At 63.3% G+C, this 21,123-nt stretch carries 19 protein-coding genes and 1 tRNA gene; 13 read left to right on the top strand and 7 right to left on the bottom strand.

Translation table 11 applies throughout. From position 1 onward, the window contains the following. Nucleotides 1–10: 10 nt before the first annotated feature. Nucleotides 11–823 (bottom strand): alpha/beta fold hydrolase, encoded by an 813-nt coding sequence (locus AC3RCJ_RS17705; protein ID WP_492958349.1) that lies wholly within the window; start codon nt 821–823, stop codon nt 11–13. A gap of 1 nt (nt 824) precedes the next feature. Next, nucleotides 825–2,135, bottom strand: coding sequence for an O-acetylhomoserine aminocarboxypropyltransferase (locus tag AC3RCJ_RS17700; protein WP_492958351.1), 1,311 nt, complete (start codon nt 2,133–2,135; stop codon nt 825–827). A 361-nt stretch (nt 2,136–2,496) separates the two neighbouring features. On the opposite strand from AC3RCJ_RS17700, the gene AC3RCJ_RS17695 reads away from it, so the two are divergent. Then, nucleotides 2,497–3,120, top strand: a complete 624-nt coding sequence (locus tag AC3RCJ_RS17695; RefSeq protein WP_492958353.1) for a 2OG-Fe(II) oxygenase — start codon at nt 2,497–2,499, stop codon at nt 3,118–3,120. A 208-nt stretch (nt 3,121–3,328) separates the two neighbouring features. After that, nucleotides 3,329–3,775 carry a CBS domain-containing protein gene (locus tag AC3RCJ_RS17690; RefSeq protein ID WP_010398828.1) on the top strand — a complete coding sequence of 149 codons (447 nt, stop codon included), beginning with the start codon at nt 3,329–3,331 and terminating at the stop codon, nt 3,773–3,775. A 75-nt stretch (nt 3,776–3,850) separates the two neighbouring features. Here the strand turns inward: AC3RCJ_RS17690 and AC3RCJ_RS17685 are convergent, their stop codons facing one another. Further along, nucleotides 3,851–6,112 (bottom strand): putative bifunctional diguanylate cyclase/phosphodiesterase, encoded by a 2,262-nt coding sequence (locus tag AC3RCJ_RS17685; RefSeq protein ID WP_492958355.1) that lies wholly within the window; start codon nt 6,110–6,112, stop codon nt 3,851–3,853. A gap of 420 nt (nt 6,113–6,532) precedes the next feature. On the opposite strand from AC3RCJ_RS17685, the gene aroC reads away from it, so the two are divergent. Next, on the top strand, nt 6,533–7,627 hold the full coding sequence (gene aroC / locus AC3RCJ_RS17680) for a chorismate synthase (RefSeq protein WP_492958357.1): 1,095 nt from the start codon (nt 6,533–6,535) through the stop codon (nt 7,625–7,627). A gap of 207 nt (nt 7,628–7,834) precedes the next feature. Here the strand turns inward: aroC and AC3RCJ_RS17675 are convergent, their stop codons facing one another. Further along, the gene (locus AC3RCJ_RS17675; RefSeq protein ID WP_492958359.1) at nt 7,835–9,331 is read right to left on the bottom strand and encodes an HDOD domain-containing protein; all 1,497 of its coding nucleotides are present in this window, start codon (nt 9,329–9,331) and stop codon (nt 7,835–7,837) included. Beyond that, nucleotides 9,328–11,067, bottom strand: a complete 1,740-nt coding sequence (locus AC3RCJ_RS17670; protein ID WP_492958360.1) for a putative bifunctional diguanylate cyclase/phosphodiesterase — start codon at nt 11,065–11,067, stop codon at nt 9,328–9,330. Before AC3RCJ_RS17670 ends, AC3RCJ_RS17675 begins: the two co-directional genes overlap by 4 nt. A gap of 1 nt (nt 11,068) precedes the next feature. On the opposite strand from AC3RCJ_RS17670, the gene AC3RCJ_RS17665 reads away from it, so the two are divergent. The 5 genes from AC3RCJ_RS17665 to AC3RCJ_RS17645 all read left to right on the top strand — a co-directional run bounded on the left by AC3RCJ_RS17665 (nt 11,069) and on the right by AC3RCJ_RS17645 (nt 14,837). Continuing rightward, on the top strand, nt 11,069–11,239 hold the full coding sequence (locus AC3RCJ_RS17665) for a hypothetical protein (RefSeq protein WP_492958362.1): 171 nt from the start codon (nt 11,069–11,071) through the stop codon (nt 11,237–11,239). Between the two features lie 194 nt (nt 11,240–11,433). Then, nucleotides 11,434–13,113, top strand: a complete 1,680-nt coding sequence (locus AC3RCJ_RS17660; protein ID WP_492958364.1) for an isovaleryl-CoA dehydrogenase — start codon at nt 11,434–11,436, stop codon at nt 13,111–13,113. Nucleotides 13,114–13,297: 184 nt separating this feature from the next. Next, nucleotides 13,298–13,948, top strand: coding sequence for a uracil phosphoribosyltransferase (gene upp / locus AC3RCJ_RS17655; protein WP_492958366.1), 651 nt, complete (start codon nt 13,298–13,300; stop codon nt 13,946–13,948). Nucleotides 13,949–13,972: 24 nt separating this feature from the next. After that, nucleotides 13,973–14,335 carry an Hpt domain-containing protein gene (locus AC3RCJ_RS17650; RefSeq protein WP_492958368.1) on the top strand — a complete coding sequence of 121 codons (363 nt, stop codon included), beginning with the start codon at nt 13,973–13,975 and terminating at the stop codon, nt 14,333–14,335. A 298-nt stretch (nt 14,336–14,633) separates the two neighbouring features. After that, the gene (locus tag AC3RCJ_RS17645) at nt 14,634–14,837 is read left to right on the top strand and encodes a cold-shock protein (RefSeq protein WP_010398811.1); all 204 of its coding nucleotides are present in this window, start codon (nt 14,634–14,636) and stop codon (nt 14,835–14,837) included. A 334-nt stretch (nt 14,838–15,171) separates the two neighbouring features. Here the strand turns inward: AC3RCJ_RS17645 and AC3RCJ_RS17640 are convergent, their stop codons facing one another. Then, on the bottom strand, nt 15,172–16,083 hold the full coding sequence (locus tag AC3RCJ_RS17640; RefSeq protein ID WP_492958370.1) for a LysR family transcriptional regulator: 912 nt from the start codon (nt 16,081–16,083) through the stop codon (nt 15,172–15,174). A 216-nt stretch (nt 16,084–16,299) separates the two neighbouring features. On the opposite strand from AC3RCJ_RS17640, the gene aceB reads away from it, so the two are divergent. Then, a complete protein-coding gene (gene aceB, locus AC3RCJ_RS17635; protein WP_492958372.1) occupies nt 16,300–17,898 on the top strand; it encodes a malate synthase A in 1,599 nt (532 codons plus the stop codon). Between the two features lie 198 nt (nt 17,899–18,096). Here the strand turns inward: aceB and gloB are convergent, their stop codons facing one another. Beyond that, a complete protein-coding gene (gene gloB / locus AC3RCJ_RS17630) occupies nt 18,097–18,906 on the bottom strand; it encodes a hydroxyacylglutathione hydrolase (RefSeq protein WP_492958374.1) in 810 nt (269 codons plus the stop codon). A 19-nt stretch (nt 18,907–18,925) separates the two neighbouring features. Between gloB and AC3RCJ_RS17625 the strand changes: the two genes are divergently transcribed. The 4 genes from AC3RCJ_RS17625 to AC3RCJ_RS17610 all read left to right on the top strand — a co-directional run bounded on the left by AC3RCJ_RS17625 (nt 18,926) and on the right by AC3RCJ_RS17610 (nt 21,106). After that, on the top strand, nt 18,926–19,702 hold the full coding sequence (locus tag AC3RCJ_RS17625; RefSeq protein ID WP_492958376.1) for a class I SAM-dependent methyltransferase: 777 nt from the start codon (nt 18,926–18,928) through the stop codon (nt 19,700–19,702). Further along, the gene (rnhA, locus tag AC3RCJ_RS17620; protein WP_298405753.1) at nt 19,695–20,132 is read left to right on the top strand and encodes a ribonuclease HI; all 438 of its coding nucleotides are present in this window, start codon (nt 19,695–19,697) and stop codon (nt 20,130–20,132) included. The genes AC3RCJ_RS17625 and rnhA overlap by 8 nt, the downstream gene beginning before the upstream one ends. Before the next feature lie 103 nt (nt 20,133–20,235). After that, nucleotides 20,236–20,952, top strand: coding sequence for a DNA polymerase III subunit epsilon (dnaQ, locus tag AC3RCJ_RS17615; protein WP_492958378.1), 717 nt, complete (start codon nt 20,236–20,238; stop codon nt 20,950–20,952). 79 nt (nt 20,953–21,031) lie between these two features. After that, a tRNA-Val gene (locus AC3RCJ_RS17610) sits at nt 21,032–21,106 on the top strand. Nucleotides 21,107–21,123: the final 17 nt, after the last annotated feature.

Genomic DNA, 21,123 nt, shown 5'->3' with positions numbered 1-21,123 from the left:
AAAAAAGCGTTCATGCCGCCGCTGTTTGCGCAAACGCAAACAGCGCGTCGAGCACGGCGTCGGGCTGTTCGGCCATCAATTCGTGCCCGCTGTCGACCTGTACCACCATGCCATGCGCGATGGCAGACGTCAGCAAGCGGGTCGATTTGGGCGGCGTCATCATGTCGCGCGCGCCGAAAATGAATAAAGTGGGGCAGTGTACCGAAGCGGCGGCGATTTCGCCGTTCGCGTAGGCATTGCAGGCAAAAAAATCCGTATGGAACACGTGGCCGGGATTGAGGGCCGCGATGCGCTGCTTCAGGCGCCGCGCGCCGCCCATGGCGTAAAAGCCGGGGCCGGGAAACGAGGGCTTTTGCGCGATCGACGAGTGCGACCAGATGTTGACCATGTCGATGGCCGCCGGTTCGTCGTTGAGCGACGTTTCCAGCAGGGCGGGCGAGACCTTCATCGGGTAGGTGGAACCGAGCATGGCCAGGTGGCTGACGCGCTCGGGCGCCAGGAATGCCGCTTCCAGCGCGATCAATGAGCCCATGCTGTGGCCGATGAGCATGGCCCTGGGTGCGCCGGCGGCGTCCAGCACGGCGAGTATCCAGCGCGCCAATTCCTCCACGCTGGTTTTCGCCGCGCCGCCGCTGCGGCCGTGGCCCGGCAGGTCGACGGCCAGCACGTTCCAGCCGTGGTGGGCGAAATAGCGCGTCTGCAGGGCCCACACGCTATGGTCGTTCTGCGCGCCGTGGATGAAGACGGCCGTGGGTTGATTGGGATCAAACGCTTTGCCGCCCGTGTAGCAATAGGCCGTGCTGTTGTCGATGGTGAGCAGCATGTCAGGCGCCTTTCTGCGACAGTTTCAGGCCACGGGCCAGGTCTTCGATCAAATCGTCCGCGTCTTCCAGGCCCACGGACAGGCGCATGGTGCCCTGCGTGATGCCGGCTTGTTCCAGCTGCTCGTTGGGCACGCGGAAATGCGTGGTGGAGGCCGGGTGGATGACGAGCGACTTGGCGTCGCCCACGTTGGCCAGGTGCGAGAAGAGCTTGAGGCTGTCGACGAAGCGCTGGCCGGCCGCGCGGTCGCCGCGCAGGTTGAAGGTGAAGACGGCGCCCGCGCCCTTCGGCAGCAGGGTCTTCGCCAGCGCGTAGTCGGGGTGCGACGGCAGTTCCGGGTAGGACACGGATACGACGGCCGGATGCGTCAGCAGGAAGTCGATGACCTTGCGCGTGTTGGCCACGTGGCGGTCCATGCGCAAGCCCAGCGTTTCGACGCCCTGCAGCACGGCGAAGGCGTTGTGCGGGCTCATGACGGCGCCGAAATCGCGCAAGCCTTCGCGCCGCGCGCGCAGGGCGAATGGCGCCACCGTCGATTCCTCGGCGAAGACCATGCCGTGAAAACCCTCGTACGGCTCGCACAGCTCGGCGAAACGGCCCGTCTGGTCGTAGGCGGCCTGCCAGTCAAAAGTGCCGCCGTCGACGAGCAGGCCGCCGATGGCCGTGCCATGCCCGCATAAAAACTTGGTGGCCGAGTGGAACACCAGGTCGGCGCCATGCTCGAAGGGGCGCAGCAAATAGGGCGTGGTGAACGTCGCGTCGAGCATCAGCGGCAGCTGGTGCTCGTGCGCCAGGGCGGCAATCTGGGGGATGTTCAATACGTCGAGGCCGGGATTGCCCAGGGTTTCGGCAAACAGGACTTTCGTGTTCGGGCGTATCGCGCTGCGCCAGGCGTCCACGTCGCGCGGGTCGACGAAGGTCGTTTCGATGCCGAAGCGTTTCAAGGTATAGGCCAGCAGGTTGTGCGAGCCGCCGTACAGGGCGCGCGAGGCCACGATGTGCGAGCCGGCGCCGGCGATGGTGGACAAACCGAGGTGCATGGCGGCCTGGCCGCTGGCCGTGGCGATGCCGGCCACGCCCCCTTCGAGCGCGGCGATGCGCTCTTCCAGCACGGCGTTGGTGGGATTCGAGATGCGTGAATACACGTGGCCGGCCCGCTCCATGTTGAACAGCGAGGCCGCATGGTCCGAACTCCTGAAGGCGAACGAGGACGTGAAATGGATGGGCGTGGCCCGCGCGCCCGTGGCCGGGTCGGGCGCGGCGCCCGCATGCAGGGATAAAGTATCGAAACCGGGGTATTTCGGGCCGCTCATGGTGTCTCCGCCAAGTTTTATAGTGGCAAGATCGTAACCCTTTTCAGGCAGGAACAAAAGGGCGGCCGTGCAGGGCGCATGGCTGCTTGGGCGGGCGCGCGCGGTGCGGGTTTGCGCTGGCGCAAAGTGCGCGCTGGCGGCAGCGGCAGACTGCATGGTGTCCGGGCACGCCGCCGTCGCCCGCCTTCCTGAAAAAGTCGCCGTAAAAGTCCGCAGGACAGGGCGCGGCGGTGGTACGATGGCATGTCAGCGATATTCAGGCTGTGCCATCGTCCGCGCGTGCGCCGCGAGGTGGCCAGCGGCATTCAGCGAAATCCTGGGCTTTAGACGCACTGTCAATGTATGTCCACCAGGAAACCTCATGCCCGCATTCTCGTTCGACGGCGCCCTTGCCGTGCCCGGACCGTCTATAGCCGACGGCCTCTGCCAGGCTGGCTGGGTCATGCAAGACCATTTCCTTCCAGCCGAGCTGGCCGCCCGGCTGGCCGCCGAATGCGTGCACGCCATGCGCAGCGGCCACATGAAGGGGGCCGGCGTGGGCAGCGGCCATGCGCCGCTGCAGCAGCCGGAGATCCGCGGCGACCATATCCAATGGCTGGAAGCGGGCCGTTCCCGCGCCTGCGACCGCTACCTGGACAGCATGGAAAGCTTGCGCCTGGCCCTGAACCGTGAGCTGTTCCTCGGCCTGGACGAATACGAAAGCCATTTCGCCCTGTATGCGCCGGGCGCCTTCTATCGCGCGCACCTGGACCGCTTTCGCGATGATGACAAGCGCACCGTTTCTGTCGTGATCTACCTGAACGCCGACTGGCAGAGCGCGCACGGCGGCGCGCTGCGCCTCCACCCTCAAGGCGGCCCCAGCCAGGACATCGCGCCGGAAGCGGGGCGCATGGCCATGTTCCTGTCGGGCGAGATGCTGCACGAAGTGCTGCCCACGGCGCGCGAGCGATTGTCGATCGCCGGCTGGTTTCGCCGCCGTGGCTGAAAACCGCCAGGCAAGACTGCCGCGTGGCGGAGCACGGCCGGCGAGGCCCGCAGGCTTTTTGCCAGGCGTGTTGTTGTGTCTGTTCTGGCCGGCAATGGCGGTATGATTTGATTGCGCGCAAGGCTGGATTTTTCCGCAGGCATAGGCTACAGTCGCAGTAAGGGCTTAGAATAACTAAAATACCAATCACGCGGACAGGACGGCCAATATGAAAGTATCTGAAATTCTCCAAGTCAAGGGCAACATCCTCTACACGGTCACGCCTGACCAGCCCCTGCTTGACGCGGCCAATACCATGGCTGAAAAAGACATCGGTTCGCTGGTGGTCATGGAATTTGGCGACCTGGTCGGCATGCTGACCTTCCGCGAGGTGCTCAACGCCTTGCACGAAAACGCGGGCCAGATCGGCGGCGGCACGGTGCGCAAGCACATGGATGACCATCCGATCACTGTCACGCCCGATACCGAAGTCAATGAAGTGCGCCGCATCATGCTGGAAAAGCACGCGCGCTACCTGCCCGTCATGAATGCCAAGACCCTGCTGGGCGTCATTTCCTTCTACGACGTGGCGCGCGCCGTGCTCGAGGCGCAAAGCTTTGAAAACCAGATGCTCAAGGCGTATATCCGCGACTGGCCGGCCGAAACCACCGATTAAGCTTCGCTGATGCAGTAAAAACAACGCCGGCAATTGCCGGCGTTGCTGTTTTTGTAGTGTTGCTTGATGGATACGTCAGGCGGCGCCCTGCAGCGCTTCGTCGCTCAGCCAGGTGCCCAGCGCGGCGGCCGTCATCGGGCGGGCAAACAGGAAGCCCTGCGCCATCGGGCAGCCCAGCGCCTGCAGGATCTGTGCCTGGCGCTCGTCTTCCACGCCTTCGGCGATCACGGCCAGGCCCAGGTTGCGGCCCAGCTGTATCACCATTTCGGCAATGCTGCTGCCGCGCGCGGAGCCCGTGATTTCCGTCACGAAGGCGCGGTCTATCTTCAGCCGGTCGACCTGCAGGCGCTGCAGGTAGGACAGCGATGAAAAGCCCGTGCCGAAGTCGTCGATGGCGATGCTCACGCCCGTCTGCTTGATCTGCCACAACATCTTGATCAGCAGGTCAGGCTCTTCCATGGCCATCGATTCCGTGATTTCCAGCTCGATGAACTCGGGCGGCGCCTGCGTCTCTTCCAGCGCCGCGCGCAGCATTTCCAAAAATAGCGGGTGGCGGAACTGCACTTGCGACACGTTGACGGACATGACGAAGTTGCGGTGGCCCTGTTCGCGCAGCAGCACCAGTTCGCGGCAAGCCGTGCGCAGCACCCATTCGCCCAGGTCGATGATGATGCCCGAGTATTCGGCAATCGGGATGAAGCGGTCGGGCGAGATGAACTTGCCGTCCGGCGTCTGCCAGCGCAGCAGCGCCTCGGCGCCCACGGGACGGCGCGTGGAGAGGTCGATCTGCGGCTGGTACACCACGAACAGCTGCCCCTGGCTAAAGGCCGTGCGCAGCGCGTGCATCATGCGCACGCGCTCGCGGATTTCGATGCCCATGCTGCGCGAGAAATAGAAGTGGCCGGCCCGCTGCTGGCTCTTCGCCCGCTTCAGGGCGATATCGGCATCCTTGAGCGCGTCGGCGCCCGTGCCCGCATGCTCGCCCAGGCGCACCAGGCCGAGGGTGGCCGACAATTGCACGTCCTGTCCGTCGATGCTGAACGGGGTCTGGAACAGGGCCAGGATATTGGCCGGATTGACTTGCGAGGCATCGCCCAGTACGCAAAAGATGTCGCCGCCCAGGCGCGCCACCGTCAGCTGCGGCCCCAGCTGGGTCTGCAGGCGGCCCGCCACGGCGACCAGCAGCATGTCGCCGAACTGGTGGCCCAGCGCGTCGTTGGTTTCGGCAAAATGGTCGAGGTCGACCAGCGACAGGGTGGCGTCGTCGCGCGCGGGGCCGGCCAGGGTCGCGTCGAGGATTTCCACCAGGCGCGTGCGGTTGGGCAGCTTCGACAGCTGGTCGTAGAAGGCCGCGTTATGCAGGTGCGTCACCAGTTCGACGTTGTCCAGGCCCACGGCGACGTTGCTGCAGAATACTTCCAGCAGGCTTTCATCGATGGCCGAGAGGGGGCGCGGCAGGACCAGGTAGGCGGCCGCGTCGCGGCTGGCCTTGCCGGCGAAGTACAAGGTGGCGTAGTCGTGCGCGTACACATTGCGCCGCTGCGCCAGCGTATGCTCGATGGCGGCCGTCACGCGCGGATTTTGCAGGCTGCACAGGGGGCTGTGCGGCAAGCCCGAGAAGGCGCCGGTGCAGGCGGAAACGACGAGATCCCTGGCGCCGCTGTCGTGCAGGTCCTGCACGCACAGCACGCCGTCCGCGCGTATGCCCAGCAGCTCGGCGATCTGCGCCAGCACGCCGGCCGAGAAGTTCTGCACGCCGTGCAGCGCCATCAGCTGCGTGCTGGCGTGGACGATCTGGTCCAGGCCGCGGCGGCTGCTGCTGATCGAGCGTATCTGTTCGTACGAGCGGATGGCCGCCGTGACCGTGGTAAACAGCTTGATGCGCGTCAGTTCGGACTTGGTCTTGTAGTCGTTGATGTCGAAATCGCGGATGGCGTCGATTTCCGGCGCATAGCCGGGCTGGCCCGTGCGCAGGATGATGCGCACATCCGTCATCTTCAGCGTTTCGCGGATGTAGCGCACCAGGTGCAGGCCCGCGTCGTCCTGTTCCATCACCACGTCGAGCAGGATGACGGCGATATCGCTTTCGTGCTTGAGCAGTTCGCGCGCCTGGGCCGCCGAGTAGGCGTGCACGAATTCCAGCGGGCGGTGCTGCATTTCCAGGTTGCCGAGGGCGAAGGTGGTGGTGGAGTGGACGTCTTCATCGTCGTCGATGATCATGACCCGCCACACGCTGCGCGGCGCGACCGCCTGCGGCGGTGCTGGTTGCTCATCGAGGAATACCAGGTCGTCGTGATCGTCCTTGCTTGCATCAAGGGGGATGATCGGTGCGGGCATGTATAGCTTCTCCAGGATGACTCAGTACGGGATGTGAGCACATCAGAAATGTCCATGGCGTTGTTGCACCGCCTCGCCGTACTTGCGTACTGTCTTCGGCGGCGCGCCTAGCCCTGGCCATTTCTGATGCACTCAGGGCGCATCGAAAAAGCAGCACTCAAGTGTCGCCGAGGCTCGCCCATCATCCAAGTATATAGCTATTTAATAAGCAAAATGTTTTTTTAAGCCTATTCTGTGGGGCAATATTTCTTGTATTGCATGATTGCAACTCATATTTTGTGTTTTTTACATGAAAAAGAAGGCGAGATGCTGGAATGGCCATAAGGGCGTGGGAATATCGGGCCTTGCCGGGGCATTTGCGGGGTGGCCTGCCGCGCAGGCTGGTAGAATTGGGTTTTCCAGTCCATCACACTTCCTATTATGTCCGGCAATTCTTTTGGCAAACTGTTTACTGTTACCACTTTCGGCGAATCGCACGGCCCGGCCATCGGCTGCGTGATCGACGGCTGCCCGCCCGGCCTCGCGCTGTCGGAAGCCGATATCCAGCCAGAACTGGACCGCCGCAAACCGGGCACTTCGCGCCACGTGACGCAGCGCCAGGAATCGGATACGGTGGAAATCCTGTCCGGCGTGTACCAGGGCGTGACGACGGGCACGCCCATCGCGCTGCTGATCCGCAATGAAGACCAGCGCAGCAAGGATTACGGCAATATCGCGGAGAGCTTCCGTCCCGGCCACGCCGACTACACCTACTGGCACAAGTATGGCGTGCGCGACCCGCGCGGCGGCGGCCGCTCCTCGGCGCGCCTGACGGCGCCCGTGGTGGGCGCGGCGGCGATCGCCAAGAAATGGCTGCTGCAGCAGTACGGCACCACTTTCAAGGGCTGCATGAGCCAGCTGGGCGACATTCCCGTGCCGTTCCAGTCCTGGGACCATGTGCATGCGAACCCCTTCTTTGCCGCCAGCGGCGATGCGGACCTGATCGCGCGCATGGAAGCGGCGATGGACCAGCTGCGCCGCGACGGCGATTCGATCGGCGCGCGCATCGACGTCATCGCGCAAAACGTGCCGGTGGGACTGGGCCAGCCCATCTACGACAAGCTGGACGCCGATATCGCCTATGCGATGATGGGCATCAACGCCGTCAAGGGCGTGGAAATCGGCGCCGGCTTCGATTCGGTGGCGCAGAAGGGGTCCGAGCACGGCGACGAGCTGACGCCGGAAGGTTTTATCGGCAACAAGGCGGGCGGCGTGCTGGGCGGCATCTCGACGGGGCAGGATGTCAGCGTCTCGATCGCCATCAAGCCGACGTCGTCGATCCGCACGCCGCGCCGCTCGATCGACAAGGAGGGCAATCCCGTGATGGTGGAAACGTTCGGCCGCCACGACCCGTGCGTGGGCATCCGCGCCACGCCGATCGCCGAAGCCATGCTGGCGCTGGTGCTGATCGACCACGCCCTGATGCACCGCGCGCAATGCGGCGATGTCAGCGTGAATACGCCGAAGTTGAAGTAAGTTGAATGTTGTCGGATGACGGGCCTGCGGCCCCAATCCGACCTGCGACCTGGATGGTCGTTGTCTCGTTTAACAACGCCACTTGCGACACCTGACAAAACCGTGGCGAGCGGAAGGGAGAGGTGGCTAAGAAGCGCAACCGTACGAAAGTACGGTGAGCATCGCAGGCCGCCTATACCGACGCGCAGTAGGTTTGGTCAGGTGTTCTCATGCCACCTTGTTCGCCACCAACTCCAGTTGATGGCGCATCTCCACCGACTGCACCAACAGCGCCCGGATATCGTTGATCAGGTTGAATTCCGTCTGGTTCAGCTGGATCGGCGGGAAGCTGTCGTCCCAGTCGCCGTATAAAAATCCCGTGGGGTGGCCGTTGGCCGACAGCGGCAGCACGACGAAGCTGCGCGCCTCCGACAGCGTGGCTTTCCACCATTGCGGCAGCTTGGCCGCGAATTTCGGATCGCGCGCATTGTCGATGAAGATCACGCGGTCGCTGTTGAGCGCCGCATGGAACACGTTCGGCTCATACGCGTCGCCAAACACCATCAGGTCCTGCAAGTCGGCCGTGCCTTCGCCCAGGCCGATGCGGGCCGAATACAAATGGTCCTTGTGGTTGCGCACGAAGGCCACGGAGCGCGAAAAGTCGAAGCCCTGGTGCAGCGTCTCGAGCGCCATCGAGACCATTTGCCCGGGACTGGCGCTGCCGATGGCGCCGCGCAGGTCGGCCAGGCCGCCGATCAGGATGCGGTTGCCTTCGGCGCGCATGCGCGTCGAGGCCAGCTGGCGCGCGCGCCGTTCGGCCGGTTTCGACAGCGGCGCGATCGACAGGTCGGCAGCGGCCATTTCCTTCGCCTTTTCCACCGCCGCGCCGAGGTCCTCGGCGGCGATGCCCAGCATGCCCGCATAGCTGCCGATCAGCGCATCGACCTGCTGCGCGCCGGCCGCGTCGTCGTGCCACAGCGAGTCGGCGCAACGGGCCGACATCGTCGACAGGCCCGCCATCCAGTCGGCGCCGCTGACGGGCGTGCCGTCCTCGGGCGGGTCGAGCGGGCGCATGCCGCTGATCAGGTGTTGCGGCAGGCCCCAGTGGGCCGCCGTGGCATAGCCCACTTCGGGCAGCGACAGGCCGAGGATTTCGCGCGCGGCGGCCGCCTCGTTGCCGGGACCGGCGTGCGCCTGCATGCGCGCCCAGAAGTCGGTCATGTAGAACGTCACCATCATGCGCCCCAGCGTATGCAGCATGGCGCAGACCACGGCCTGCTCGGCCTGCAGGCTGCCGGCGCTGGTGGCCACCTGCTGCGCCACCATCCCGGCCAGCACGGCCTTTTCCATTTCCACGTGGGCGCTGACGGAATCGGGTGTCGCCTGCGACAGCTCCTCGATCAGTTTCAGGCCCAGCGCCAGGTGGCCAATGGCGTCCATGCCCAGCACCAGTACCGCCTTCGATACCGTGTTGACGCGCTGGCCGAAGGCCGAGTACATGCCGCTGTTGGCCAGGCGCAGTACCTTGTGCGTGAGGACAGGGTCCGACAGCACCGTTTGCGTCATGTCGAATGCGTGGTCGTCCTCGCCGCGCATGGCGCCCAGGATGGCGCTGATGGCTTTCGCGAAGCCGGGCATGTCGCCCTGCTGGCGGGTACGCGCCCACAGCAGTTCCAGGGTGTTCTTGCCGAGCTGCGTCGGCGCCGTGTAGTGGCCTGGGTTCATTGCACGCCTCCGCGCGGCTCATTGGCAGGCGGCGTGGGCACCAGCGCCGCATAGGTTTTTTCGCTCAAGGCCGATAGCGCGGCATGCGCCGGCATCGGTTTGCCCGTCAGGTAGCCCTGCACGTACTGGCAGCCGCGCGATTCGATGAAGTGCATCTGCTCTTCGGTTTCCACGCCCTCGGCCACCACCGACAGGTTCAAGTGCTTGGCCAGGTCGAGGATGGTGTTGCAGATGGCCGCATCCTTGCTCGATGCCGGCAAGTCCTTGATGAAGGTGCGGTCGATCTTCAGCACGGAAATCGGAAAGCGCTTCAGATACGCCAGCGAGGAATAGCCGGTGCCGAAATCGTCGATGGCGATGCGCGCGCGGCGTTCCGTCATCTTGCCGAGGATGGTTTCCGCATGCACGGGGTCGATCATCAGCGTGCCTTCCGTGATTTCCAGCACCAGGTGCTCGCCGGAGAGGCCCGAAAAGGCGATGGCGTCGTCCAGCACCTCGAGGAATTTGTCGTTGCGGAACTGGCGGGGGCTGATGTTGACGGAGATGTACAGTGGCCGCCTGGCCACTTCCTGGAATTGCTTGAGCTGCACGCAGGCCGCCTTCAGGGCCCACGCGCCGAGCAGGTTGATCAGGCCATTGGCTTCGGCGATGGGGATGAAGCGCACGGGCGGCACCAGGCCCAGGGTAGGGTGCTTCCAGCGCATCAGGGTTTCGAATCCCTGGATCTGGCGCGTGCGCGCGTCGACGATGGGCTGGTAGAACAGCAGGAATTCGCCTTCGCGCACGGCGTGGAACATGGCCGCTTCCAGCGAGATGTCATGCTCGGACGGGCCGTTCAGGCGCGGGCTGTAGACCAGGCAGCGGGCCTTGCCCGTTTCCTTGGCGCGCGACATGGCCGCATCGGCCAGCGCCACCAGGCGCACTTCGTCTTCCGCGTGCAGCGGGTAGATCGCCACCCCGACCGAGGCGCCCACGTAGATCGTATGGCCATCGACTTCGAACGGCGCCTGCAGCGTGGCCAGCAGGCGGCCAGTCACCAGCTTGATCTGCGCGTCGGTGGCGCTGCCGGGCAGCACGGCGACGAATTCATCGCCGCCCACGCGCGCCAGGGTGTCGCTGTCGCGCAGGGTCTTGCGCAGGCGCGCGGCGGCCAGGCGCAGCACGGCGTCGCCGACCGGGTGGCCCAGGCCATCGTTGACCTTTTTAAAGCCATCGAGGCCGATGGTGGCGACCGAAAAACCCTGGCCCGAGCGGGCCGCCTGGGCGATGACCATGCGGATGCGGTCCGACAGCAGCAGGCGGTTCGGCAGGCCGGTCAGCGCATCGTGCGTGGCCATGTGGCGCAAGCGCTCTTCCGTATTGTGCTGGGCCGAGGTGTCGCGTCCCACCACCAGCAACTCGGCGATGCCGGCCTGGTTGACGTACGAGGACAGGCGCAGCTCGAACCAGATTTCCTGGTCCGGCGTTTGCAGGCGCACTTCCAGGCGCCCCGGCTCGGCCAGTGCATCCTCGAGCGCGGCCTGCAGCGCGGCGCGCGAAGCTTCCGTGGCCAGCGGCAGCAGCAAATGGCCGGCCAGTCCGCTAGGCGCGGCAAACAGGGTGGCGGCGCGCTTGCTGGCGAACAGGATCACGCCGTCCGCATCAAGCCGGAACACGATGTCGCCCGCCTCTTCCATGAGGTTATCCAACTCGTGGCGGGCCTCGCGGTGGGCGGCGGATGGGGTACTGGAAAACATCGTGCTGGCTTTTACCTTTATCAGTGATGGCGTCCCGGCATCGCGGGAGTGCCAACAAAATCATTACATATTGCAATTTGCGCATGGCGTCGCGCGCTTGCCGCTGTTTCAATGGCCGGGCTGGAACGCGAACTACACGAAATGTATCATTGAAAAGCACCCAATTACATGAAATAGAGCAACATTACTTCAGGTTTTATAAATATCTCTGTCTTCCCTGAAAAAAATCAGGAACACCTTTTTGTTTGCTCATATTGCATGCTTGCCCCGCCGCGGCGTTTGCGCTAGTCTGGCTGGCAGACGGCTTTTTCGGCGCGCCGGCCGCGGCGAGGGCGCCATGATAGCAAACCGCGATGGAGACCTGCCATGAATGCCTTTGACACGCATGAAGTTTTCAACCAGGCCACGCCGTTCGAGAACGTCAACCTGTTCGCCTGCGATCCCGCGCTGATCGAAGCCCTGCTGCGCGAAGGGGGCGGCGCGGCGCTGCAGGAGCTCGATGCCCTGGGCGAGCGGCTGGGGCGCGCCGAGACGATGGCGCTGGCGCGGCTGGCGAATGTCCATGCACCCGAACTGCGGCAGTTCGACCGCGCCGGGCGGCGCGTCGACGAGGTGGCGTTCCATCCGGCCTGGCATGAATTGATGGCCATCCTGATCGGCGCCGGCGTGCACGCCTCGCCGTGGGCCGCGCCGGGGCCGGGCGCCCAGGTGGCGCGCGCGGCCGCCTATCTATTAGTGGGGCAGCTGGAAAACGGCAGCCAGTGCCCGGTGACGATGACGTATGCCTCGGTGCCGGCGCTGCGCCAGGCCACGAACCTGCCACAGGTCGCCGCGCGCTGGCTGCCGGCCATCCTCTCGCGCGAATACGATCCCCGCTCCCTGCCGGTGGAGCAGAAGCGGGGCGCCCTGGTCGGCATGGGCATGACGGAAAAGCAGGGCGGCTCCGACGTGCGCAGCAATACCACGCGCGCCGTGCCGGTGCCGCCGGCCGAGGCGCAGGCGCTGTTCGGCGAGCAGGCCGACGGCGCCTGGCGCATCGTCGGCCACAAATGGTTTTTTTCCGCGCCACAATGCGACGCCCACCTGATCCTGGCGCAGGCCGAGGAGGGCGGCCTGTCGTGTTTTTTCCTGCCCCGCTACCTGCCCGACGGCAGCCGCAATGCCATCCGCGTGCAGCGCCTGAAGGACAAGCTGGGCAACCGCTCGAACGCCTCGTCGGAAGTGGAATTCGCCGATGCCTACGGCTGGCTGGTGGGCCAGCCAGGGCGGGGCATTCCCACCATCCTGGAAATGGCCAGCCACACGCGCCTCGATTGCGTGCTGGGCAGCACCGGCATCATGCGCGCCGCCCTGTGCAACGCGCTGCACCATGCGCGCCAGCGCGCCGCCTTCGGCAAGCCGCTGGTGGAGCAGCCCCTGATGCAGAACGTGCTGGCCGACCTGGCGCTGGAATCGGAGGCGGCGACGGCGTTTGCGCTGCGCCTGGCGCGCTGCTTCGATGAAAAGCACGATGCGCGGCAGGCGATGCTGGCGCGCGTGCTCACGCCCGCCGGCAAATACTGGATTTGCAAGCGCGGCCCCGGCTTCGGTGCCGAGGCGATGGAAGTGCTGGGCGGCACCGGCTATGTGGAAGATGCGCCGCTGGCCCGCCTGTACCGCGAGCTGCCCGTCAATTCGATCTGGGAAGGCTCGGGCAATGTGATGTGCCTCGATGTCTTGCGCGCCCTCAAGTCGCCCGCCGCGCGCGATGCGCTGGCGGCCGAGCTGGCGCTGGTCGGCGACGATGAGGCCACCTTTGCCGGCTACCGCGCCCGCCTGCTGGCCGATCTCGACGGCCCGCAGGACGATGAATTCGGCGCGCGCCGCCTGGCCGAGCGCATCGTGCTGGCCGTGCAGGCGGGCTTGCTGCTGCGCCACGCGCCGCCGTTCATCGCGCAGGCATTCCTGCAGTCGCGCCTGGTGCAGGCGCCGGGCGGGGCGTATGGCCGCTTGCCGGCAGGCACGGACTGCGATGCCATCCTGGCGCGGGCGCTGCGTGAATATTGAGCGGCACGCACGGCCGCAGGCGCATTGCGGCCGAAAAAAGCCGCTTTTGCATGCAATTATTTCTAAAATTCCATCCACAGCGGGGCTGCAGGCTGGGATAATGCTGGAATCCATCATTTTATCGACACACAGCGCGCTTGCGGTGCCTGCATGCCGCCGCGCCTGACAGAAAGAAAACAATAATATGAAACAAGATCCGCGCTTCCCCAATCTCTTTATTACCGACCATCCGCTGATCCAGCACAAACTGAGCCACATGCGCGAACACGACACGTCGACGCGCACCTTCCGTGAACTGCTCAAGGAAATCACCCTGCTGATGGGCTATGAGATCACGCGCGACCTGCCGCTGACCACGCGCGAAATCAGGACGCCGCTGGTGACCATCGATGCGCCCGTCATCGCCGGCAAGAAACTGGCCATCGTGCCCATCCTGCGTGCCGGCATCGGCATGAGCGATGGCCTGCTGAACCTGGTGCCGTCGGCGCGCGTGGGGCACATCGGCGTGTACCGCGACCCGGCCACCCATTTGCCGGTGGAGTATCTGGTGCGCCTGCCCGACTTGAACGAGCGCACCTTCATCCTGTGCGACCCGATGGTGGCGACCGGCAATTCAGCCGTGTATGCCGTCGATGTGCTGAAGAAGCGCGGCGTGACGGACGAGCAGATCATCTTCCTGGCACTGGTGGCCGCGCCGGAAGGCGTGAGCGTCTTCCAGAAAGCCCATCCGAACGTCAAGATGTTTGCCGCCGCGCTCGATTCGCACCTGGATGACCATGCCTATATCGTGCCTGGCCTGGGCGATGCCGGCGACCGCATCTTCGGCACCAAGTAACAGACGTTCACGGCGACCAGCGCAATGGCAACCTTGATCGATCCAGATTTCCGCGCGCGTTTGCGCGCATTGAATGACAAATATGCGGCCGGCGTGCCGTCCCTGATGCAGGCAATTGCTACTGCGCAAGAACGTTGCGACAGCGAAGGGCCGCGCCTGGATGCCCTGACGCAGCTGCATCGCGCCCTGCATGCCGTGGCCGGTTCGGCCGCCACCTTCGGCTTTGCCGCGCTGGGGCAGGAATGCCGGCGCCTCGAACAACAGGTACGCCTGCTGTTGAACGAGCCGGGCCAGGTGCTGGCGGAGTGGCCGCCGCTGAGCGGGCAGGTGGCGGCGCTGTTGCGCTGGGCGGCAAGCGATGCGGCCGCCACCCACTTCAGTGCCTGAATGAGCATATCCAGGGCCTGTGGTTGCAATGATTCATTTGATACAACGCAAAGCATCTGCGTCGCAGATTAGGATATAGTGTCTCCATGCCGCTCGTACAGGGCGCCGCAAGACGGGGATTTGGCTATTAAAGTAGTGTTCGTAAGTTTATTTTGCGAAAGAATGGTTTTTCTCAGTTTTGTTGGTATAATTGGGCATCGTTGGATTCGAGGTAGTAGTGCAGTTTGTCTGTCATTTCTTTCTTGCTTCAAACGATATAACGGGCGCAAGCCCAACTTAACTGAAATAGGAAATTGTAATGGCAACTGGCATCGTAAAATGGTTCAATGATTCGAAGGGTTTCGGCTTTATTACCCCTGACGAAGGCGGCGAAGATCTGTTCGCTCACTTCTCGGCTATCCAGTCGAACGGCTTCAAGTCCCTGCAAGAGAACCAACGCGTTTCTTTTGAAGTGACCGCTGGCCCTAAAGGCAAGCAAGCTTCGAACATTCAGCCAATCTAATACGCTGGATCAAACGAAATAAAGAAATCCTCGGTCTCCGAGGATTTTTTTTCGCCTGAATTTCCGTGAGGTATGGGTTTTGCGTGGCCTGCGCGCTCTTTTGGCGTGCTTGCGTCGCCGTGTCGGTCCGCTTCGCGCTTGCGCGTAAGCCGACAATGGTGCTGCTGGCGAGGTGCTTGAGCTGGTGGTGTCGGCTTACGCTGCGCTAAGCCGACCAACGCCGACCAACGCCGACCAACGCCGACCTACGCACGATCAGGGGGCTGAAGTTGTTCCCTCATGCGTCACGACGGGGGAGGTAAAACCGGCGCGCAGCAGCTTGGGTCCGGCATCTTCAGATAGCGCGCTCGCGCCAGTAGTCAGGCTGCGAGTAGGAATGCCTCAGGAAATCCACAAATGCCCGTATGCGCAGCGGCAAGTGGCGGCGCTGGGCAAACACGGCGTAGATGTCGTTGCCCGGCGCGGCAAACTGGTCCAGCACCGTCACCAGCTGCCCCGAGGCGATTTCCGCCCCCACTTCCCACATCGAGCGCCAGGCCAGGCCCTTGCCGGCCAGCGCCCAGTCGTGCAGCACTTCGCCATCGTTGCACACCATGTTTCCCGCCACCTTCAAAATGACATTCTTGCCGTTTTCGCGGAAGGTCCAGCCCCGCTGGCTGCCCTCGCTGCTGATCGCCAGGCAATTATGTTTCGCCAGGTCGGCCGGGGTGCGCGGCGTGCCCGCCCGTTTCAAATAGGCGGGCGAGCCGACCAGCACGCGCTGGTTGCCGGCCAGCTTGGTGCTCACCAGGGACGAGTCCGACAGGCTGGCGATGCGGATGGCCACGTCGATGCCTTCGCCGATCAGGTCGACGAGGCGGTCGTTCAGGTTCAGCGACACCGTCACGTCGCGGTGCTCGGCGACAAACGAGGGGATTAAAGGCGCCACATGCTGGCGCCCGAAGCCGGCCGGCGCGGAAATGAGCAAATGGCCGCTGGCCTTCACGCTGCGCTCGGCCACGGCCGCTTCCGCCTCTTCCAGTTCGCCGAGGATGCGCTGGCAATCCTCGAGGAAGGCCGCGCCCTCGTTGGTCAGCGCCAGCTTGCGCGTCGTGCGCTGCAGCAGTTTCACGCCCAGGCGTTGCTCCAAGGCATCGAGGCGCCGGCCTATCATGGCCGGGGCGATGCCTTCGGCGCGCGCGGCGGCCGACAGGCTGCCCTTGGCCACCACTTCCACGAAGGTCGATATTTGTCTGAACTGGCCCATATGCTGTGCTCGCTATATTGTCACTTGTGATAAAAACGCATAGATGAAGTGATTTTTAATCTCGTTTCCATGCCTTATAGTGCAATACTATAGAACAAACGCGCCGCCCGGCAGAGTGTTTTTGCGCCTCAGTCCGGCTTGCTTGCGCAGTCCTTGCGCTTATACTTGGATCACCAGATTATCTTTGCTTATATTTATTAAAAACCGGAGAACTTCATGACGCAGAACACGATCGCACTTCCCGAAGGCATGCAAATCACGGCAGACATCGCCCCCGGCTACGCACAGATTTTGACGCCGGCAGCATTGGCCCTGGTGGCCAAACTGACGCGTGAATTCGAGCCGCGCCGCCAGCAATTGCTGGCCGTGCGCGTGGAGCGGGCCAAGCGCCTCGACGCGGGCGAGCGTCCTGATTTCCTGCCAGAAACCGCGCACATCCGCGACGGCGACTGGAAGATCGCGCCGATTCCGAAGGCGCTGGAATGCCGCCGCGTGGAAATCACCGGTCCCGTCGAGCGCAAGATGGTCATCAACGCCTTCAACTCGGGCGCGGACAGCTACATGACGGACTTCGAGGATTCGAACACGCCGAACTGGGATAACCAGATCACGGGCCAGATCAATATGTACGACGCCGTGCGCAAGACGATTTCGCTCGAGCAAAACGGCAAGTCCTACAAGCTGAACGACAAGATCGCGACACTCGTCGTGCGTCCGCGCGGCTGGCACCTCGATGAAAAGCATGTGCTGGTCGACGGCAAGCGCATTTCCGGCGGCATTTTCGATTTCGCCCTGTTCATGTTCCATAACGCCAAGGAACAGCTGGCGCGCGGCGCCGGCCCGTATTTCTACTTGCCGAAGATGGAATCGCACCTGGAAGCGCGCCTGTGGAACGATATCTTCGTCATGACGCAAAACGAGCTGGGCTTGCCACAAGGCACGATCAAGGCGACCGTGCTGATCGAAACCATCCTGGCCGCCTTCGAGATGGATGAAATCCTGTACGAACTGAAGGAGCACAGCTCGGGCCTGAACGCTGGCCGCTGGGATTACATCTTCTCGTGCATCAAGAAATTCAAGCTGGACAAGGATTTCTGCCTGGCCGACCGCGCCAAGGTCACCATGACGGCGCCATTCATGCGCGCCTATGCCTTGCTGCTGCTGAAAACCTGCCATAAACGGGGCGCGCCAGCCATCGGCGGCATGGCAGCCTTGATCCCGATCAAGAATGATCCGGAAAAGAACGACATCGCCATGGGTGGCGTGCGCAACGACAAGGCGCGCGACGCCACCGATGGCTACGACGGCGGCTGGGTCGCCCACCCGGGCCTGGTCGAACTGGCCATGGGCGAGTTCACCAAGGTGCTGGGCGACAAGCCGAACCAGATCGACAAGCAGCGTCCCGACATCGATGTGAAGGCGTCGGATCTGCTGAACTTCCAGCCGGAAGCGCCGATCACGGAAGCGGGCTTGCGCTACAACATCAACGTGGGCATCCATTACCTGGGCAGCTGGCTGGCCGGCAATGGTTGCGTGCCTATCCACAACCTGATGGAAGACGCGGCCACGGCCGAGATCAGCCGCTCGCAGGTGTGGCAATGGATTCGTTCCAGCAAGGGCGTGCTGGAAGACGGCCGCAAGGTCACGGCCGAGATGGTGCGCGCCATGATTCCGGAAGAGCTGGCCAAGGTGCAGCGCGATGCGCCAGGCGGCAACGGTCCGACCTATGTGCGCGCCGGACAAATCTTTGAGGAAATGTCGACCTCGGAATCGTTCGCTGAATTCCTGACCCTGCCGCTGTACGAAGAAATCTGATCCTGATCAAATAGATCGATAAAAAATCCCGGTAGATGCTTTTTGGCACTGCCGGGATTTTTGTATGGAAGTCCGCAACGCCTGACAAGACCGTAGCGAGCGGAAGGGAGAGGTGGCCGAGAAGCGCAAGCGTACTTGAAGTACGCTGAGCATCGCAGGCCGCCTATGCCGACGCGCAGCAGGTTTGGTCAGCTGTCCTCAAAAGTTGTTCTTCCACATACGCAAGGCCGCGAATGCTTCCACGGGCGAAGCATCGCTAGCCAGCTTGCCCTCGACCTTCAGGCTGGTCAAAATTGCCGGTTCGCGGTAGCGCAGGAAGGGATTCGTGGCCTTTTCAAGGGCAATGGTCGACGGCACGGTCGACAAGCCTTGCTGGCGCTTTTCCGTGTCGATGGCGATGCGCTCCTGCAGAAGCTGGTTGCCCGGCTCGACGGCGCTGGCGAAGCGCAGATTGGACAAGGTGTATTCATGCGCGCAGAATACCTGGGTGTCGTCAGGCAGGGCGGCCAGCTTGCCCAGCGAATCGGCCATCTGGCCTGGCGTGCCTTCGAACAGGCGGCCACAGCCGCCGGCAAACAGGGTATCGCCGGAAAACAGCCATGGCGCACCGTTGCGGTCGTCGCGCTGGCGCACGTAGGCGATATGGCCCTTGGTGTGGCCGGGCACGTCGATGACCGTCATCTGCAAGCCCAGTTCCGGCACCTGGGCGACATCGCCTTCGGCAAGCGGTTCCGTGATGGCTGTGATAGCCTCATTGCGCGGGCCGAAGACAGGCACGGCGAAATGCTGCAACAATTCAGGCACGCCGCCCGTGTGGTCGGCGTGGTGGTGCGTGAGTAAAATGGCGGACAGGGTCAGCTGATGGGCTTGGAGCGCATCGAGGATGGCCGTCGCATCGCCGGGGTCGACCACGGCGGCATGCTGGCCGTCATGGATCAGCCACAGGTAGTTGTCGGCAAAGGCGGGCACGGCAAGTACCGATAAAGCGTGTTCAGGGGAATATGTCATGTGTAAAAGAGAAAACTGAATGGACAGTGTGGCATCCGAAAAATCCATTATAGCGCTTGATGGCTGGCTGCAAACGCCGGCCGGTCTGTATGCGCGCGCGTGGGAGCAGCAATGCCTCGACAGCCTGACGGCCGATATCTTCGGTTACAATGCCGTGCAGATCGGCTTGCCGCAGCTCGACGCCCTGGCCGCCAACCGCATGCCGAACAAATGGCTGCTCGATGCGCGCCTGCCTTTGCTTCCGCCGCAAGAGCGCCGCCTGACCCTGGTGTCGGCCTTCGACGAACTGCCGTTCGACTCGCAAAGCCTGGACCTCGTGGTCTTGCCGCACGTGCTCGAATTTGCCGCCGAGCCGCACCAGGTCTTGCGCGAAGTCGAGCGCGTGCTGATCCCCGAGGGGCGCGTGATCGTCTGCGGCTTCAACCCGGCCAGCCTGTGGGGCATGCGCCAGGGACTGGGGCGAATCACGGGACGCCACTACCTGCCGCAGGCGGGCGAGCTGATCTCTATGCCGCGCATGAAAGACTGGTTAAAATTGCTGAACATGGGCGTCAGCCAAAGCCACTTCGGCTGCTACGCACCTGCCTGCAGGACAGAAAAATGGCTGCGCCGCAACGCTTTCATGGACAAGGCGGGCGCGCGTTGGTGGCCATATCTGGGGGCAGTGTATATAGTGCAGGCAATCAAGCGCGTCAAAGGGATGCGTTTGATCGGTCCGGCGTGGACCAGGAAACCGGCGACGGCGCCCGCAGGCGCACCGGTCACGAATAAAAGGCGGGAACAGCAAGATGGATAAGGTTGAAATTTATGCCGATGGCGCATGCAAGGGCAATCCCGGCACGGGCGGCTGGGGCGCGCTGATGGTGGCCGATGGCGCCAAGAAAGAGATTTACGGCGGCGAACGCAATACGACGAATAACCGCATGGAATTGAAGGCCGTGATCGAAGCCTTGACGGCGCTCAAACGGCCATGCCAGGTGGTGATGTATACCGATAGCCAGTACGTCCAAAAGGGCATCAGCGAATGGATCCACGGCTGGAAAGCGCGCGGCTGGAAAACGGCGGCCAAGGCCCCGGTGAAAAACGTCGACCTGTGGCAGGCGCTCGACACGGCCCAGGCCGTCCATGAAGTGGAGTGGCGCTGGGTGCGCGGTCACAATGGCCATCCGGGCAACGAGCGTGCCGATGAGTTGGCCAACCTGGGCGTGGAAACCGTGCGCGCCTGACGGTGAAAAATTCCTGTCGCTAAACAGTGGGCGGGGCGCAATCGCAGGGCACAGGTTTGCTATACTGTGCCCTTCGCTTTTTGCTTTTACGACTGAATCTGCCATGCGTCAAATTGTTCTCGATACTGAAACCACCGGCCTGAACCCGCGCACGGGCGACCGCATCCTGGAGATCGGGGGGGTCGAACTGAACAACCGCATGTTGACGGGGAATAATTTCCACCGATACATCAATCCCGAGCGCGACTCGGAAGAGGGCGCGTTGGCCGTCCACGGATTGACGACGGAATTCCTCAGCGACAAGCCGAAATTCGCGGAAATCGCGGAAGAATTCCGCGCGTTTATCGCCGGCGCCGAACTGATCATCCACAATGCCCCGTTCGACATCGGCTTCCTGAACGCGGAATTCAAGCGCCTGAACCTGCCGCCGGTCCACGAGCAAGTGCATGGCGTGATCGACACCCTGGTGCAGGCGAAGGAAATGCATCCGGGCAAGCGCAACTCGCTCGACGCCCTGTGCGACCGCTACGGCGTCTCGAACGCCCACCGTAAATTGCACGGCGCGCTGCTCGACTCCGAATTGCTGGCCGACGTCTACCTGGCCATGACGCGCGGACAGAACAGCCTGAGCATGGAAGAAGAAGTGGAAGTGGCCGCCGACGGCGCCGTGCTGGAAATCGTCCCCCTGGCCGAAGTCATTTTCCAGCCCGCCAGCGCCGATGAAATCGCCGCCCACGAAGCCACCATCGCCGGCCTCGACAAGGCAGCCAAGGGACAATGCATCTGGACCGCCGTCACCGCGCCTGCCGCTGCCGCCTGAGAAAGCGTCCGGCAGGATAAATTTCCTGCCGTAGCCCTTGCAGATGCCGCAATACCTATGCGATAATTCGCCTCGCTTCGGGAGGTTAGCTCAGGGGTAGAGCACTGCATTCACACTGCAGGGGTCGCAAGTTCGAAACTTGCACTTCCCACCAAGAATTCGCTGTAAAAT

The organism is Janthinobacterium sp. GW822-FHT07H11 (assembly GCF_058798615.1).
This window is presented reverse-complemented; position numbering and strand designations above follow the sequence as displayed.

What these genes read in the sequence shown, in the direction of transcription:
- AC3RCJ_RS17705 (WP_492958349.1), bottom strand. Translation starts at nt 823, where the DNA reads ATGCTGCTCACCATCGACAACAGCACGGCCTATTGCTACACGGGCGGC.
- AC3RCJ_RS17700 (WP_492958351.1), bottom strand. Translation starts at nt 2,135, where the DNA reads ATGAGCGGCCCGAAATACCCCGGTTTCGATACTTTATCCCTGCATGCG.
- AC3RCJ_RS17695 (WP_492958353.1), top strand. Translation starts at nt 2,497, where the DNA reads ATGCCCGCATTCTCGTTCGACGGCGCCCTTGCCGTGCCCGGACCGTCT.
- AC3RCJ_RS17690 (WP_010398828.1), top strand. Translation starts at nt 3,329, where the DNA reads ATGAAAGTATCTGAAATTCTCCAAGTCAAGGGCAACATCCTCTACACG.
- AC3RCJ_RS17685 (WP_492958355.1), bottom strand. Translation starts at nt 6,112, where the DNA reads ATGCCCGCACCGATCATCCCCCTTGATGCAAGCAAGGACGATCACGAC.
- aroC (WP_492958357.1), top strand. Translation starts at nt 6,533, where the DNA reads ATGTCCGGCAATTCTTTTGGCAAACTGTTTACTGTTACCACTTTCGGC.
- AC3RCJ_RS17675 (WP_492958359.1), bottom strand. Translation starts at nt 9,331, where the DNA reads ATGAACCCAGGCCACTACACGGCGCCGACGCAGCTCGGCAAGAACACC.
- AC3RCJ_RS17670 (WP_492958360.1), bottom strand. Translation starts at nt 11,067, where the DNA reads ATGTTTTCCAGTACCCCATCCGCCGCCCACCGCGAGGCCCGCCACGAG.
- AC3RCJ_RS17660 (WP_492958364.1), top strand. Translation starts at nt 11,434, where the DNA reads ATGAATGCCTTTGACACGCATGAAGTTTTCAACCAGGCCACGCCGTTC.
- upp (WP_492958366.1), top strand. Translation starts at nt 13,298, where the DNA reads ATGAAACAAGATCCGCGCTTCCCCAATCTCTTTATTACCGACCATCCG.
- AC3RCJ_RS17650 (WP_492958368.1), top strand. Translation starts at nt 13,973, where the DNA reads ATGGCAACCTTGATCGATCCAGATTTCCGCGCGCGTTTGCGCGCATTG.
- AC3RCJ_RS17645 (WP_010398811.1), top strand. Translation starts at nt 14,634, where the DNA reads ATGGCAACTGGCATCGTAAAATGGTTCAATGATTCGAAGGGTTTCGGC.
- AC3RCJ_RS17640 (WP_492958370.1), bottom strand. Translation starts at nt 16,083, where the DNA reads ATGGGCCAGTTCAGACAAATATCGACCTTCGTGGAAGTGGTGGCCAAG.
- aceB (WP_492958372.1), top strand. Translation starts at nt 16,300, where the DNA reads ATGACGCAGAACACGATCGCACTTCCCGAAGGCATGCAAATCACGGCA.
- gloB (WP_492958374.1), bottom strand. Translation starts at nt 18,906, where the DNA reads ATGACATATTCCCCTGAACACGCTTTATCGGTACTTGCCGTGCCCGCC.
- AC3RCJ_RS17625 (WP_492958376.1), top strand. Translation starts at nt 18,926, where the DNA reads ATGGACAGTGTGGCATCCGAAAAATCCATTATAGCGCTTGATGGCTGG.
- rnhA (WP_298405753.1), top strand. Translation starts at nt 19,695, where the DNA reads ATGGATAAGGTTGAAATTTATGCCGATGGCGCATGCAAGGGCAATCCC.
- dnaQ (WP_492958378.1), top strand. Translation starts at nt 20,236, where the DNA reads ATGCGTCAAATTGTTCTCGATACTGAAACCACCGGCCTGAACCCGCGC.